General features: G+C 36.5%; 11 protein-coding genes. 4 read left to right on the forward strand and 7 right to left on the reverse strand.

What is annotated here, in order from left to right:
* Position 1: 1 nt before the first annotated feature.
* The 3 genes from ACLCDL_RS08695 to ACLCDL_RS08705 all read left to right on the forward strand — a co-directional run bounded on the left by ACLCDL_RS08695 (position 2) and on the right by ACLCDL_RS08705 (position 8,796).
* Complete coding sequence (locus ACLCDL_RS08695; RefSeq protein WP_423147894.1) at positions 2 to 1,603, forward strand: hypothetical protein; 1,602 nt, start codon at positions 2 to 4, stop codon at positions 1,601 to 1,603.
* A gap of 253 nt (positions 1,604 to 1,856) precedes the next feature.
* Positions 1,857 to 8,123 (forward strand): P-loop domain-containing protein, encoded by a 6,267-nt coding sequence (locus ACLCDL_RS08700; RefSeq protein WP_423147895.1) that lies wholly within the window; start codon positions 1,857 to 1,859, stop codon positions 8,121 to 8,123.
* Positions 8,080 to 8,796, forward strand: coding sequence for a hypothetical protein (locus tag ACLCDL_RS08705; protein ID WP_423147896.1), 717 nt, complete (start codon positions 8,080 to 8,082; stop codon positions 8,794 to 8,796). The genes ACLCDL_RS08700 and ACLCDL_RS08705 overlap by 44 nt, the downstream gene beginning before the upstream one ends.
* Before the next feature lie 474 nt (positions 8,797 to 9,270).
* Here ACLCDL_RS08705 and ACLCDL_RS08710 read toward each other — a convergent pair whose 3' ends face one another.
* The 5 genes from ACLCDL_RS08710 to ACLCDL_RS08730 form a co-directional block, all read right to left on the reverse strand.
* Positions 9,271 to 9,726: a JAB domain-containing protein gene (locus ACLCDL_RS08710; protein ID WP_423147897.1), complete on the reverse strand. Its 456-nt coding sequence runs from the start codon at positions 9,724 to 9,726 to the stop codon at positions 9,271 to 9,273.
* Positions 9,727 to 10,058: 332 nt separating this feature from the next.
* The gene (locus tag ACLCDL_RS08715; RefSeq protein WP_423147898.1) at positions 10,059 to 10,850 is read right to left on the reverse strand and encodes a hypothetical protein; all 792 of its coding nucleotides are present in this window, start codon (positions 10,848 to 10,850) and stop codon (positions 10,059 to 10,061) included.
* A 40-nt stretch (positions 10,851 to 10,890) separates the two neighbouring features.
* On the reverse strand, positions 10,891 to 11,055 hold the full coding sequence (locus tag ACLCDL_RS08720) for a hypothetical protein (RefSeq protein ID WP_423147899.1): 165 nt from the start codon (positions 11,053 to 11,055) through the stop codon (positions 10,891 to 10,893).
* 226 nt (positions 11,056 to 11,281) lie between these two features.
* Entirely contained in the window at positions 11,282 to 11,830 is a 549-nt protein-coding gene (locus ACLCDL_RS08725) for a DUF6438 domain-containing protein (RefSeq protein ID WP_423147900.1), read from the reverse strand.
* A 311-nt stretch (positions 11,831 to 12,141) separates the two neighbouring features.
* Complete coding sequence (locus tag ACLCDL_RS08730) at positions 12,142 to 14,151, reverse strand: ATP-binding protein (protein WP_423147901.1); 2,010 nt, start codon at positions 14,149 to 14,151, stop codon at positions 12,142 to 12,144.
* 808 nt (positions 14,152 to 14,959) lie between these two features.
* On the opposite strand from ACLCDL_RS08730, the gene ACLCDL_RS08735 reads away from it, so the two are divergent.
* Positions 14,960 to 15,226: a hypothetical protein gene (locus ACLCDL_RS08735; RefSeq protein ID WP_423147902.1), complete on the forward strand. Its 267-nt coding sequence runs from the start codon at positions 14,960 to 14,962 to the stop codon at positions 15,224 to 15,226.
* A gap of 155 nt (positions 15,227 to 15,381) precedes the next feature.
* On the opposite strand, the gene ACLCDL_RS08740 is transcribed toward ACLCDL_RS08735, so the two are convergent.
* The gene (locus ACLCDL_RS08740) at positions 15,382 to 16,080 is read right to left on the reverse strand and encodes a hypothetical protein (RefSeq protein WP_423147903.1); all 699 of its coding nucleotides are present in this window, start codon (positions 16,078 to 16,080) and stop codon (positions 15,382 to 15,384) included.
* Positions 16,081 to 16,855: 775 nt separating this feature from the next.
* Positions 16,856 to 17,080, reverse strand: a 225-nt coding sequence (locus tag ACLCDL_RS08745; RefSeq protein WP_423147904.1) for a hypothetical protein, incomplete at its 5' end; no start/stop codon positions are given.

The following is a 17,080-nucleotide window of genomic DNA, read 5'->3' on the forward strand; positions in this document are numbered from 1 at the left end:
TATGACTGAAGGTGAACAAATAAGAGCTTTTGAACGTGATGTCTTGGACGAGCATCATAAGAGTTTTTTATTTTATCAGTATTCCGACGATATAGTTATTCCGTATTTGTTGCAGACCTATGGCGATACTGAAAGGCATAGAGACAATTTAGTTCGTAATGGCCATAACGCGACTAGCCTTTCTTTCTATTTGAACAATATGCTGCATGGTTTGGGTCACTGCATAAGATGGATGATCAATAAAGGGGGTACTGGAATCAAAGATGCTTCAGGGAATACATATCTACAAATACATGAAATGGCCGCTGATTTTCTTGGCTGGGGAACGGGCTATCACATGATTGCCCAGGAATTTGTTACCTGGTCTCGTGGTATCAAAAGGGCGAACATGAACGAAGAAAAAAAGACAATTACGTTCACGAATCCTGAAGGATACGAATACAGCAAAATATATGGCGGCCAACTGCTGTACGCTAAAAGGATCGCAGATTCATTTGATAGCTATCCACACGAAGAAATGGAGGAAGAATTCATCAAATGGTTTCAGGAAATAGACTTTACTAAACCGCCGATTGCCAATCACATTAAATGGCAACAAGGACGAAGCTCTGCATCATATCCAATGCTATATCTGAAGATGAAGGATATACTATTCCCTGAATTGGATGAGACAACAGAGTTCCAAGGGTATAATCTCCAGCAGATCCGCCAATTTTATGCCCTTGTTTTCCTAAATTTTCATTTCATTCGATGGGTTGAAGCAGTATTGGATTCGCGAGCCGGAAATAATAATTTGTTTTTTGGCTCTAATCCACTTGAGCTAAGCCAGCAGCAATTCGAAAAATTCGTTTCTAATATTACGGGGCTTGCTATGGACGTATCGAGAGCGATTATTGCCGATCTGACATTTGACCCTTTCAGCTTTCATACAAGCGTAAGTATCCAACCTTTCATTCGTTCGTTTTCCGGCCATTATTATATTCTGCCTAACTTATTTGCACAGTTAGAGCCGTCCAGAATGATTCTCGGTGCCTTAAATAAAGGAGTCAAGAAAAATGTATATGACACCTTAATTAACACAATCGAAAAAGTAAACCTAGGCTTAGTGTATGACACGGCAAAAGGTCTCGAAGGCAGTATTTGTTATCTCGAAAAGCAGATTAAAAATAATGGGCAAACGATAAGTCCCGATTTAATCCTGATTGATCCTTCAGATAAGTTTCTATTGGTTGCCGATTACAAGCATTTCATTGGCCCTATAACAGCTTCTGAGGTTGACTATAAGATGAAGGAGCTTGAAAAAGGTATTAGTCAGGTGACAAAATATATTGAACATCTTTCCCAGCTCTCGATGGTCGACTTGCTATGTATCCAGGACTTTTCCATCGTGGGCTTGCTCATTACTCATAAACTTTTGCCTGTCCCCATTCCAAAAGGGAAATCGGTTCCAATCTTTGACCTAGAATCATTTATTGAGGATATCAATCAGGTAATTCAAGGCAATCAGCGTTTACGTGATCTGGCACAAAAGATACACACAGCTTTTACGAAAAAGCCTAATATTGAGTTCAAGGACTTCCAATGCTATCAGGAAGTTTCTTGATAATCCAAATCAACAACAATATCAGGGATTGATTGAAGAAAACTTTCAATCTTTTGCGGGAACTAATTATTGTTATGGGAAAAATAGTAAAGAGATGTACATTTTACTAAAGAGCATGGTATAATCGAAGATACTATTAAACGACTTGCTGAAACTTATGAACAGAGGCAGGATTATGCGGAGCATAACCGATGTACAATGGGGTATAAACTCGTGGAGGAAATAATGAAGTTTAAATAAAGACGATCACTCTATGTCAAATAATTTAGTAGCATATTCAAGAGCCGGAGATGTTTTTCATTATAGGTGGGCAGCCAGACGTTGCCTAAGACTAATCTATCCTAATTCTTTTGTAAGGAAAATATACATTGAAGGATCGCCTGAACCCGAGAAAGCAGGAGAATATGTAATAGACGTTTCGGAATACAGTATTGAAGATGCAGGGAAGAAAAAAATAGACTACTATCAGTTGAAGCACACAACTGTTCAGGGAGATAAGCCATTTACAATAAGCGACTTAAAAGATACCTTCACCGGTTTTACTGCAAGATATCTCCAGCATAAGAAAGAGAATAAGACAGATGTTTCCGACATTTCCTTTACTGTAATTACAAACAGAAAATTTGCGGATTCGTTCAAGGCAAATTTATCAGCTATCATAAGAAAGGAAAAGGTCGACCCTATTTTCAAGAGAACAATAGAGAGTTATACTAATCTCTCTGAAGATGATCTGGTGGCATTCTGCCGTATGCTACATTTAGAGGATGGCGAAGGCAATTACAACATTCAAAGAGATGAATTAAGAATAGAATTAGCTCAATTGATTGCGGGTTCCATTGAAAATGCACAAATTGAAAATCTTGTTGCTTTAGTACAAGAGAAGGTACTGCCCGATGCTGATGGTAGGATTAATCGGGAAGACGTTTTAAAGCGCTTTGGTATAACCTCTGAAAAAGAGCTATATCCTGCGCCAGCTAAATGGGATGAGCTTACTAACATAATCGAACGCAGGCAATATGCAATTCTTAAAGACAGTATTGCTAGCTTATCACATCCTGTTATCGTGCATGCAGCCGGCGGCGTAGGAAAATCCGTTTTCTGTCGCCAGCTAATCAATTCTTTGCCCGAAGGATCTCTAGGGATTGCTTATGATTGTTTTGGTGCAGGAAGCTACAGAAATCGAAGTGAATCCCGGCATAAACATAGGGATGCTTTAGTGCAAATTGTAAATGAACTTGCTTCCAAAGGTTTATGTGATCCGTTGATCGTACAGAATACAACCCTGGATGAGGATATAATGCGGAAATTCCTTCAACGAATTGAAGCCTCTGTGAAGTCTCTAAAAAAAGTAACTGACGAAGCACAGCTATTCATTTTAATTGATGCTGCTGATAATGCTGAGATGGCAGCCATCGAATACACGCAATCCTGTTTTGCTCATGAGCTGATTCGTGAGAATATGCCGGATGGATGCAAGCTGATACTTTTATGTAGAACCGAGCGAATCCATCTATTGCAACCTCTAAGCAATGTTACGAAATTGGAGTTGGAGCCATTTTCAGAGAAGGAAACTTTGGCAAACTTAAAAAAATGGTTTCCTGATGCAAATGAAAAGGATGGAATTGAATTCCACCGTTTAACATCGGGCAATCCGCGGGTTCAGGCAAATGCTTTGGATGCAAAAAATGACTCAACCCATGAATTGTTAGACTCATTAGTACCGTCAGGAACCTCTGTTGAAAAGCAAATAGAGCTTCAGTTAAATGCTGCTATATCTAAAATAAAAGACCTGATTCCTCAGGAGCATCATCATCAAATTAATTCAATATGCCTGGGCTTAGCCAGCTTACCTCCTCATATTCCCATTGATGTTTTATCCAAAGTGGCAAATGTCAGTATAGATCATGTGAAAAGTTTTGTTTCCGACATCGGTCGTTCCTTATGGTTGTATGATACTTCTATACAGTTCAGAGACGAGCCAACAGAAACCTGGTTTAGAAACACATTCCTTGCTACAAAGGAAAACTACGAAGAATATATAACAGCTTTGGAGCCTCTCGCTCATCAGCTACCTTATATTGCAGAGGTACTACCACAACTGTACCTGCAAGCCGGACAATACGACAAATTAATTGCCATTGCACTTTCCGACGACTATTTGCCTGAAAACAACCCTATAGATGCCCGGAATATCCGGGTATATCGTTTGCAATTTGCTTTTAAAGCAGCACTTAAACTCAAAAATTTCAAAGATGTCATTAAGCTGGCTATGAGAGCCGGCGAAGAAGTAGCAGGAAATCAGAGGCAGATAGCGCTTTTTAGATCAAATATCGACTTACTTACTACTCTTCAAAGCAAAGAAAAAGTTCAGGAGATTGCTTTCAAAAGATTACTAAGCAGTAGGTGGGATGGGTCTGAGAATGTTTATTCCGCTTCATTGCTTTCGGGAATAACAGATTATAGAGGAGAAGGAAGAGGCTACCTGCGGGCTGCTATGAACTGGCTGCACATTCAATTTGAGGAGCAGAGAAAAAATGATGATCATTATTACCAAGACGGTGTTGAGGATGATGACGTGTTGGAACTTGCCTATGCCCATTTAAACATTCATGGAGTAAACGGTTGTACTGATTTTCTATTTGGTTTAAAGCCCAAAGAAGCCTTATTCAGGACTGTACAGGATTTAGCAGAAAGGCTTGTTGACCTGGGGCGATTTAATGAGATAAATGATCTGACAGGCAGGTTTATTCGTGAACCTTATTACCTTGTTGCCACAGTTAGTAGGCTTGTAGAAATTGGAAGATTCCCTCAAGCAAGTGAAACAGAAACATGCTTAAATCTGCTCTGTTCCCGGAAAAGTAGAATTGAAAAATCGAAAGATTTTTTCAATGACAGGGTAACGCCAGCTATCATTTCTTTCCTCGAAGCATGCATATATAATGGTTTACCTACGGAAAAGATATTACGGGCTTTAAATCATTATGTGCCGCTCAGGGCTAACCGAATGGTTTATAGCGCTCATTCGTCAGATGAAAGAACCATCTATCTTAAAGCGCTTGCTATACGTGTAGTATTGTTGAACAAACCAGAAGTAGACATAGAAACTATTTCACCAGATGAATTTTCCAGCAAGAAGAAAAACCATGAATTGGACAATGACTTTAAAGAGTTTAAAGAAGTAATCTATGGTTTGTTTCCTTGGTATTTGTTAAGGGCTCAGATTTTATTTGACAAACAAATAAAACTTCTTGACGTTGTTGGCTCAGTCAATGAAACTTCAATAAAGGCTCGAACCAGTAGATACAGGAGCTATGATATGCTTCCTTACGAGATTGCTGAAATCTGTGCTGGTATATTGATGTTCTATCAACAAGGTAGCAACGAAGATATAACTGAGTTTTACCAAAGGTTTCTACATAATGACAAAGCCTTCAGATTACAGGATAAATCCCCCCTGCTTCGTGCAGCCTGCAGGGCTCCTCATCTACTAAATATAAGACAGCCATTAGAACATGCTACCTATGAATTAACGAAAACGAACAATGACGATGGGCCTAATGAAATTGCTAATAGATACATTGCTATTGCACGTGCGGTTTTGGTCATTTCACCCGATGATGCAAGTGTATATTTTGACAAGGCGATAGAAGTCGCTTCTAAATTTGGAGAAGAGCTTGTGCCGCGATGGGAAGCAGTTGTGGCCCTAGCTCAAAGAGCTTGTGTGAAGCAAACGGCACCTGATGAACTGGCATATCGCTTCATCAGATGTGCCGAGTTAGTAGGAGAAAATGTTTCCAGGGAAAAGCATTGGAGCAGAAGCGAAGCCATGCGTGTTTGCGCCAAGATGTCGCCAGGAATAGCCATATCAGCCTTAAGCAGATGGCGGGATAGGGATATAGGTCGCTTTGAATATCAACTTGAAGCAATGTTGATAGAATTAGTCGGTTCCAAAACAATCTCCGCCAGTACAGGCTGGGCATTAAACCGTTTTTTTTCTTATCATCAATTGAATGAGCTACTGGCAATCTGTTTAGAAAATGAGCCATCTGACAGTATCCGGCAAAGCTTAGTTGATGATGCTATTTACTTGCTCCAAATAGAAGGCATGGGCAGTGTATATTGGGATAAACTGAAAGAAATTGCAGTTAAGAATAACATTAGCAATGAAGTACTAAAGTCTATTACGAATTTCTATGCACAACAAAATATAAAATCTGCAAGCTCTGAAGATATAACCGGGAAGGAACAAAAGTGGGAATCTAAACGAGATTGGGACGACATTTTCAAAGACTTAAACATTGCTACACCTGAAGGCTTTGCCGCATTAATAGAGAGATTTAAATCGAAACAGGGAAAAGACGATTTCAAATGGCCCTTGAGAAACTTATTAAAGGACGCCATAATTAGGTTGGAAGAAAAATCACTTTGGCCTTTCATTGATATTATCTTTCTTTCTGAAGACATTAACCACTATGATGTTCAGGGTATCCTTTCTTCCATGCCTGAGGCATGGAAAGGCAAGGTGAGTTACCAAGCTAAGTTTCCTGGTGTTGTTTATAAGTTCGGAGAACATTATGCGCACGAATTGACAAATGAATACTCTTTTAACTCTTTCAAAAAAGAATTAAATCTTGATGAAGCTTTAACCGAAAAGTTGATTGTCGGAATCACATCTGGCTTAGCGAATGGTGATGAGATCGCCGATGCACGACAGTTTTTTGGTTTTGCATCTCTGGTATCATCCTACATCAGCGAACAAGATGCTTCTGAGTTAACCGATTATTCATTATCCCGCTTTGAATTGCACATAGCAGAAGATTTTGGCGATGGCGCATGGAGTAAGAATTTACAAGTTGTAGGTGATGCCAGTATAAACGTTGCAGGATTTATATGGTCTGCTTTGGGGGCGCCAAGAGCAGCAGTAAGATGGAATGCAGCGCATTGTGTCAGAAAACTGGCAGACTTTAATTGTACCGATATCATTGATGCTTTAGTCTTTTGGTTGAACCAAGATAAAGTAGGTGCGTTTGGACACCATAAGTTTCCATTCTATAACCTTCATGCAAGGCAATACCTTTTGATAGCATTTGCCAGGATAGCTATTGAAAAGCCTGCCATACTACGTAAGCATAGCAATTTGTTTTTACAGTATGCGCTATCACAGCATCATGTTATTATTCAAAAATTCGCTTCAGATATCATTGTAGAGATTGAAAACACCTTCCCTGGAACCTATGAAGCAGAGAGCTTAATAGCAGTAAAGAATATGGAAAAAAGTAACCTTCCAGTTCAGGTGGAAAATTATCAATACTCAACAGACAGTTATTGGCATCAGCAAGGAGAAGTTGAACCAGGCATTGATTTCCATTTTGGATGGGATTTCGATCGATACTGGTACGAACCGCTTGGCGATGTATTTGGGATTTCCAGTAAACAAATAGAGGATTTGGCTGCAAACCTTATTGTTAAGGAATGGAATTTAGGAGAAAAGAATGGATATAATAACGATCCAAGAGTTATCCTTTGGAACCGTTCCAACAATGATCGGGAGACATGGCATGATCACGGAAGCTACCCTGGAACCGACAATTTAGATTTTTACTTGTCTTACCATTCGATGCTTGTTATTGCGGCAAGGCTAATTCAAAAAATGCCAGTAATCAGGACAAGATATAACTCAGACGATGAACCATGGTCTGACTGGCTATCGCGACATTTACTGACACGTCCGGATGGCAAATGGTTGGCAGATTGCAGAGATCCTTTGCCACTAAACAGGCCTTTGTGGGTGTCAGAAGAAAAAAAAGACACCTGGCAAACTGAAATCACAGAAGGGGATTTTTTGAATTATATTCAGACAGAAACAAATGGGGAATTGTGGGTCAATGTAAAAGGAGGCTGGCATGAAAAGAATAACGAAAGAACAGAAACTATTTCTATTTCAACGGCACTTGTTTCACCTAAAACGTCAGATGCTCTTTTACGAGCATTAGCGACTTGTAGCGATCCATACGATTATAAGCTACCTTATTTTGATGAAGAAGATATGGAAATTGAGTCTGGCTTATTTCAACTTAAAGGTTGGATTAATGAACGCCACAATTCAAAAGAATTGGATGAATTTGATCCTTATGCGGATGAAATTGATTATCCTCCATATTCATTGGGTAGCACAATAGCTGAACAGTTAGGCTTATCAGCAGATCCAGATGGTAAAACCTGGCAAATCGCTCATAGCTCTGAAGTTACATTGTCTTGCGAAACATGGAGCAGCCATAGGGAAGGACGGGATGAAGAACCCGATCAATCAGGAATGCGATTGAAGGCTAAACTTTCATTTTTAAAAGAACTCTGTTCAACGCTTGGCTACGATTTAATATTTGACGTTGGCATTAAAAGAGATATAAGCTATCGGTATGATCGGGAGAAAAGGGAATATGCAAAACCACAACACAAAATATTTATACTATCAGCAGATGGAAAACTCAGAACTACAGGAGCAAATTATCAACTTGGGTAAACTATTTGTCCAGGAGCTTAAATTAGATCCAGGCAGTGACACTTTTTCTAAGTGGATGGCTCATTATATAGCGGAAAAGATGAAAATGGCGGAACATGCTATGTCCGATGAGGATAAGAAAGAAGCAGAAAAAGAATGCTTCGAAACTATTCTGGCATTGTGGAAGCACAGATGGTTACTGCCTTCCCGGAAGCGACCATTGGAAGAATTTGAACCTATTCTGAAAACGCTGGAGCGGCTTAATCCCGAGGAACAGGAGCCGTACTTTTATCATTCGTTAGATCACGAACTATCTGAACTGGAGAAAAGCAACCCGGATTTAAAAGAGATAACAAGCTATACCAATATGGCTTTGCAAATTGACAAGGCTGCCAGAATCTGGATAGAGTTCATTTTGAATCAGGCTGCTTTGAAAGCTAAAAATGAAAAAACAGAATCCTTTCTTGAAAATTCAACAAACATACACGATAATGATGATGCAAGAATTGTAAGAATAATTTTAGATATCGATCCTGCCATTGGGCTTGAAAATTACAATGATGATGCTTTCCAAAAGAAATATTTAGCTGAAAAATTGAAGAAAAGAATTGAAGAGTTAGAGAGGTTTTCAAAGTTGAATAAAGTTCTTTTAGAAAAGTATAAAAAAGACCTTATAACGGTAGAGACTAATTGATCACATGTCTTTACTGGCCATAAAACATTTTTCCTTTCGGGAATTATAAAGGAAATACTTATAACCTGCTTTTCTCGAACGTTAAAGTCGGTTAAACAGGAAAAAGTACACACTATATTCTGCTAAGGGCAATAAAGGGGCAATTGACACAGCAAAGGGGCAACAATGAGGCAATTAATATCTATTTTGATTGATTTTTAGACGATTAGCCGATTAGCGACATATTTTTTTCATCTTATGCCGCTAAAATATCTACTAATAGCTTCAAATCTGCTACTAAATAGTTCGAGTTTTGTACCAGTTGGTTCACTTGACTAAGCCTTCTAGCGAAGGCTTTTTTTGTGCTCAAATGCCTCATTAAAAGGGTTTTCTAGGTAAAAATTGAAAAATGTGTCGTTTTGATAAAATTTTTTATTTTGTTAAAAATAGCAAAAATTCAGTCTTACTGACACGCTTGCTGACACACTTTTTTTCCTAAAGTAATCCCTCATCTGCAAAACTATAATATCCTTCAGAACTAATTATCAAGTGATCTAGTACAGATATATCCAACAGTTCTCCTCCAGACTTTAACTTTCTTGTTAATTGCCTATCTGCTTCACTTGGTTTCAGATTTCCAGATGGGTGATTATGTACTAAGATAATACCAGATGCAGCAGCTTTGATAGCTGAACAAAAGATGATTTTTGGATCTGCAATGGTTCCACTCATCCCTCCTGTACTAATTTCAATAAGTCCTAGAACTCTATTAGCTCGATTCAGAAGCATTATTTTAAACTGTTCTACTAAGTCTAAGGTATCGCAATTCCAATGCTCCTTAACCACTAAAAATGCATCCTTTGAACCTGTGATTTTAGGTCTTTCTGATGCTTTAACTTTTGATTTGTAAACTAGTTGCACCTCGGCAACTTCAATTTGATTTTGTACCATAATAGTTTGAATTAATTATGGTACTCTCCTAGGCTAAGAGCAATCAAGTCCAAAAGGAAACGATATAAATTTATGGTGGGTTAGACTGAGGGTTTATGCTCGGCAATCTTTTGGACGCTTCAGCAGCTCTTAGCCTAACTTCGTGAATGATTAATGATAACTCACCTCTCATAGTAGCACTGCACATTTTTATTTCTGATTGTTTAATCTATATACCTCATGGCAAGAAAATGTGCTTCGGAGTTTTAGCTATTTATTTAAAAGCTATTAGCTTCTAAAGTAGCAGCGCTCTACTTTGACAAGCTCTGGTCAGCTGAACTTATAAGCACTTCTTAACGGCAATGCTGATCTTCTGCAGGTATCGCAGTTATCGAGTAGAGTTTGTTTTTGTCATATGTATAATCCACTCTTGCAATTATATTACACTTCACTTCAATTACGAATTTAAATTCACCTAACTGAACCATTGTACTTCCAAATCCATCAGAGAAGGAATCTGAAAAGTAAGATGGTAATGCATTGTTTAAAGCCTCAAAACTATCACCTACTTTATACTTTGGTATCGTTTCTTTAATTATATTTTCCTGTATTGTGTCTGGCATGTAGCGAAAGGCAATTGATGGAAGAATCTTAGGAAAAAGCCAAAGAGAAATAGTTAGAAATAAGGATAGATATAAGAAAGGAATCAGTAATAGTATCTTCCTATCTATTTTACTAAAGATTCCATCCCTCTTGTAGAAATACAAGTAGACAACGCCAAAGAAAAACCCTACAACCGCAGCTATTTCGAACACTTGAGTAAATCTTGAATTGAAAAATACCCATCCTATAATCAAAAAGAATACAGTCAGAGCATACAGCGTCGTTACAATAGGAAATATTGGAAGTTTAAAAAGTGCACTGCTGTGATTTATCTTTGATAACGGTATATAAATAAAAATTGCCCAGGCAATAAGTATAGCGATTGCAGACCAAAACATAACAAAGTCCAGATCTACTACTTTACCATTTACCAAATTTTCTCTTATATCAAAGTAGGCTATTCCTACTGACCATGCGATAAAAATCGATAGTAGAGAAATGGTACCAGTATTTTTTGGATGGATGATAATCAAGTTTAGCATAAAGAAAAAAATAAAAATACTATTTGCAAAAATTCATCCTTTAGTAAATCTGTATAATCTTATCCATAGATGTCCACGAATAGTTCAAAGAATGTGCTACTCGAACAATTTTATTATAAGGAGAAATAAGAATTAGTTCATTCTCTGCTTCGTCTATTATCGTCATTATTTTCCCAGATATTTCAGCAGGTTGTACAAGTTCCATCGTTATTAAATTTATTGATAAGTAATTGAGATAATAAGAGTATGCAACTAGCAATATGGCACTTTTTACTGAAAGATTAGCCCTTCCAAAAGAGTAAGTTTTAATAAGTAAACGTTCTATAACAAAAGTGCATTAAAATCAATCTTCTATTTAAAAGCATTTAGCTTCTAAAGTATCAAATACCTATCTTGTTCTACCTGCCATTGGTACACAACTCAAGTCGGTATTAAAAGGGACTGTTGTATTTTTTAATGACGCTATCTAATACCTTCGAGTTAGGATGCTGTACTGTAGATTCAAATGCAATTGGCATTGTTGGCAAAAGCGTCTTTGGTATTACTGAGTCTTTTAACCAGCCAGTAGCAATATACCAATCGTCTTTTAATCCGTGTGGAAAATCTGCGATATGTTGAACTTTGTTATTCTTGTAAACAAACAATTCTATTGCTGGAGAAGGATGAGATGTGCGTTTGTGGTCGTTGTTTAACGGTTCTTTGTTTAGATTCTCAAACTTGATATTGATTGTATCCCAAAGACTCTGAGTAATACTACCTTTATAATAACCTTGTAGTTTAGCGCCTTTCCCTCCAAAATAAATATAGTTTAGACTGCTATCCACAGAAAAAGCAAAGTAAGGACAACCACCTTCCCAACATTCACCACCGGTTGCAAATGTAATCTTTTGAATCTTATTGTTTCTTTTTAAGGGTTGCTTTGAGCACGATAAGAACGAAAACAGAAAGCTAATAAGAATCAAAAGTGTACTCCTATTCATATTTTGTTTAGATGCAAATACCTAATTCTTTCCATACTCTTGCCTTAAGAGTAGATCCAAAATATCTTCAAATTTCATTATATAAGGGGTCTCATTTTTTCTTGGATTGGAATAAGCTGCTAACGCCCAATAATGTTTGCTTTTAAAATAAGTGGTTACTATAAATTGAGATTGATGGATAAAACAACCGTTGCAACTTTCCTCTATTACTTTAAAAGCTAAAACTATCTAAGATGCTTCAAAAATTTTTCAAAGCTTCAGCACCTTTTAACTATCTTACAAGCGCTGTACATCTTTTTGTTCAGATTTCTTTATTGATTAACTGCAATACTTGTAATAGTGTCAGATTGAGATTGACTAAAGCTGATCCCTTTTTCTTGAAGCTCTTCTATTACAGCTAATTTAAAATCTAACTTATTAATTAAGTGCTTATGCCTGGAGTCAAACTGTTTAAAAATATCATCCCAGGTTAAAGCGTATATTTCATAGTTCTTTATAGATTCAACTAAAAACTTTTTCCCTTTGTGCTTTTGGGACTCGTGTTTATCAACTATAAACGAATCAAGCGATTTGCCTATAAGTAGAAACTTCCATTTCCTTAACGTACTATTAAATCGTGGTTCAGAAATAATAAACCTTAGGTAATCCTCAACTTGGTTGTATTGTTCCTTGCCAATAATAACTGCTGGACGTTTAAGTTCAACAATTATATTTTCTTCGATTAAATCTTCATTATTACTCCCATCAATAACATCAATTTGTCTACAGATAAATATATCAGGTCTTCTAAGTCTTTCCTTGTGATTAATCTTTTGAGGTTGCTTATTTGAATTCCCCTCCATAAAATGAAGGTAGTTGTTAAGAACAGTTTCAAAGTTAACATCAGCAGATACCATATGATATTGTTCTCCGAATAACCAGTAATTGCTTTCTATTACAGCCTGAATATGGTCTCTTTCATTAGTGAATTTTTCAAGATCAAAAACAAGAAGTTTTAAAAGTTCAACTACTGTAAATCTACTTTCAAGCATCTTAATCATTGAACTTATGTTTGAAAGCTTAGTCTTTTTTAATGATTCAGATAACTCCGTTCTTTCTTCATCAGTAAGTTTTACTATACCCTCCAAAATGTCTAATACCTTTTCGCGTTGGTCGGTATCTAAAAGAAGGTTTAAAAAGCCTACCAATGTTTTGCTTTGTTCTTTATTTAATCCATGAAATATTTTAGGTTCTACACAATATAATTCCTTTACTACAGCTTCAAGGTCTTTTTGTCTATATGAATCGTAAGTATTATTTCTAAACTTGGGAAATATCCCTTTTGATTTATAGTCATAAATCAACTTATCAGCCTGTTGGTCTCTGATAAATTGCCTTTCTTTAGATACAACAAGCTTATTAAGAACTCTCATTAATTCCCTAAAGCTAAAGTCGGCTTGGTTTTTACCCGCTATACTTAAAACTGGAGTATCATCTTTAGTTTCTATAAAATCGTCAAAATACTGCGACTGTACATATACGGAGTGATGAAAATCAATTGCTTTATTGTTAAAGGAAGTATGTCTTCTGTAAGTTTCCTTCTTTTCCGAGTTTAAGAAATAATAAAAATACTTATCACCTATCTTATGATTCCACCTTAGAAATGTTATTTTAAATGTGTTACTTCCAATGATTTGATGGATCTCCTCATAATCTCCTATAATATCTTTATATTCTAACTCATCACCATTAATAATAATTTTATAATTATTCTCTTTGTTCAAAAAGAGAAACCATCCAAATTCACTTGCTAAATACTGTTCAAAATCCTTCTTTTCTAACAAATCTGAAGTAAGTTGGTAGTAATCTTCAAATTGTACGACAGTACCTGTTTGAGTGCTTTTAGAAACTGCATTATCACTAGTACTAAAGTTGTGTAGGTCTTCTTTGTGAATTGTGATCGTATATTCCAAATACTCTTGATTAGGTCCTTGAAAAGTAGTTGACCAAGTACATCTATTTGCAAATGTGCTAAAAGCATATCTCCCCTTTCCTTTTTTACCTTTAACAAATCCATCCTTATTAAACGAATCTCTTTTTTGAGAATCTAAGAAATGTCCAAAGGTTTCATTTATGTTTTGAATGTTGATCCCACAACCATTGTCTTTGATAGTAAAAGAATGTAAGTATCCAACTTCATTGCCAACGAATTCCAGTTCTATTTCTGTGGCACCAGCATCAAAACCATTCCATATATATTCAGCTATTGCTTTTCTATAATCAGCAGGTAATCCGCTTTGTTCAATACTTTTAGAAGTGATCTTTGCTGTGTGCTTGTTCATATTGACTTTCGATCTGCTAATATAATTAGCAGTATCTAAATTACATAATTAAAGATCGAGAGTTCCGATTAATAGGGCGAACCAGCATGCGAATGGAGCAAAACGTCTAAGCAGAGAGAGCACTGCAAGTGCGACTGCTTAGTATGCTTCACAAGCAACTGGCGGAACTATTGAAGTAAAGGGATGTGCTGATGCTAATCAATAGTTGTGACAGTTGTGAAGCGTTTTGCGACCAGCATGGTGAGCCTAACATGGAAAGCGATTGGATTTTAAAGGGTTGCAGCAAAGCGTAAACTTTTAAAAAGACAAAGAGAGCTTTCATGGAGAAACGACTTTGCTAAAGCAAAAAGGATGACAGATTGAGAAGCAAGGGATAGAAAGACAGCACATTTTTTAAGTGGGTGGTATAAGAGTATAAGGAATAATAAAAAAAAGTGCGTCTTTGAGAGTTGGAGCAAGTGGAGTTAATCTGTTCGCAGAACTGTTTAACGTATCGCTATCTGGCGTCCTTTTATGCTAGTATTGGAGTTTCGTAATGCCTTTCTTCCTGCACTATCCGTACATCTTTGCAATGCACGTACATCAAAGGGCGAAGTATCAGTAGTAGCCTTCAAATAAAGCACTGAAGGTTCATATAGAGAAATCGAAGACCAAGACCTACCTTATCCTTCCGTAAGCAGCAGAAAGAGGGGAAGGTAGGTTTTGGGATGAAAGTATAGTATTTTTATTGTTTCTTAAAAATTAATTTATTTTCTTTATTTATACTTTTTGTTTATATTTAATACCCATTTTATGATAAACATTACCAATGCTTGACACTCAACAGAATCGTCAGAAGAAACTTCAATCTTTTAAAATATCTTATTTTGATGAGAAAGGAGATCTGTTAACGGGTATAGTAAAGCAAATCTCCAAAGATGATTATGAAGTTTTTGTTAAGGAAAAGGGGGTGGTAATACACTGTATAAAAGGCGAAAATGGTACAATCGTTTGTAACCTTAACAGTGTAAAGAACCTACCGTGGATAGAAGGAATAAGTAAAGAAGTAGAAAAAGAACTTAGCTTACAGCTTTAAAATATACAACCTTTGGTAATAAGGGCACTCTAATGAGCACCCTTACCTGTTTTAACTTTTAAATAACTAGTTGTCACTTACAACCAACCTCGTCTAAGAATCTTTGTTCTTATAATTGAGGTGCGGCTGTCTCATAATATTAAATTACCTAATCATTAGTTTATTGCACCTGACTTAACAAGCTTCTCGTTCAGAACTGTATAATCTCTTGCAATCTGTGTCTTTATATTATTTAAAGCATCAACAAAAGGATTACTATATGCCATTCTAGCAGCTTTTGTTCCTGAATAACCCCAGTATAAGGCTATAGGATACTTTGCACTAGATTCAGCTTCATAGATACCAATTACATTTTTCTTAGAATCTAAAATTTCTACAGAAAGCGAAGCATATCCTTGTTTACTTCCAACTGGCATTCCCAAAAGATTTAATGTTCCAACCGTGAACCCACTTAAGATAGCAAGTCCCACTCCTTTATTATCATAACTATGATTTTTGATTCTGCAAACAGCATAACCATATCTCTCACCTGTTTTTTGTGAAATTCTACCACGCACTTCCTTTTCAAATTCATCTCTTGCTGTTTGTATTCTTGGGTCTCTATGTGCAATAGAAGAGCTTGCTGCGACAGTTCCAACGCCAACATTACCATAGGAGGTAGCTAATCCAGAATAAGAAGCACCACTACTGTTGGTAGTACCTAAAGAATAAGCAGTTTCAAAACTCAAATAGTCCATTTCAGGCTGTAAGGCTGGAAGTAATTGACTGTTTTGCGTAGTTTGAACGAAGGTGGCTGTTTTGCATCCAGTGACCATTATCACTGCTGAGAGCATTAATAAAAAAAATTGTTTCATGTTTTACTTGTTATTGAATGTTAATTGATTTGTTAATTAAGATTATTGGATTAGGAAAGGACTTTTTAAGTAAAAGGAGTTATTAACGGTCCAGATAGTAAATGATTTTATAAACGTGCTTCCTTTCAACTGTAATGCAGTGATATATTCTACCCTTAACATCTTTTTCGTTTGTAAGGGAAATAGATACTTCAATATTACTCCCATTGTTAGCAGTTGCTGTTAAAAATTCGCCACTTGAATTCGTAATGCTATTCGTGATAGTGAATTTTGAATTATCAATCTGTACTTGATTTCCATTGAATGTGAATCGAGTATTGGTTAGAGATGGAGAATCTTTTATAAAATTTCTACCATCCCATTTGTAGTTCTGTTGATAATAGGCTTGGAAGGATTGAGCGAAGCTCATTGAAGATAATGAGAAGAGTAATAAGAAGAGTAGAGAGGTTAGTATGCGTTGCATTGACTTGTTAAAGATTTCACCTATCAGTCCCCATTCGGTGGGTTAATAAACACAATAAGCGCAGGACTGAGCTTAATTTGTGCTTTAGAGGTCCTAGGAGACCCATGCAACAACAAACAAGTCAGCACCCACGCTTATCGCGTAGGCGTTGAACTCATCTGTTCTTGTTGCATTTGAAATTTCCTAGGTTTCTAAAGCAAGAACCGATAGCTAACGCTTATATTTTAATTTAAATAGTTGTAATCAAGTTTGTTATTTCTGAGAGCTTACCTCCATTTCTAATTATACTAAGGTACTAACAACGAGGTTATTTTAAAGAACTTTAATAAACTTTTCATCGTTTAAATTAATAACATTGCTATAGAAGTCAGGATAACCGTTCTTAAAGGTCCTTTCTTTCATGTTTTCCCAGATTGGTACTTGATTCATTACTTCCATAATCTCATCCTCAAATGGACAATTATAGAATGCATATTCAATCTGATAGTATAGTAAGAAATCACAGCTTAATCTGAAGTAGAAGCAGGGAGAAACAAA

The sequence above is a fragment of the Rubrilithobacter danxiaensis genome, assembly GCF_047272945.1.
Lineage (GTDB): Bacteria > Bacteroidota > Bacteroidia > Sphingobacteriales > Sphingobacteriaceae > Rubrolithibacter > Rubrolithibacter danxiaensis.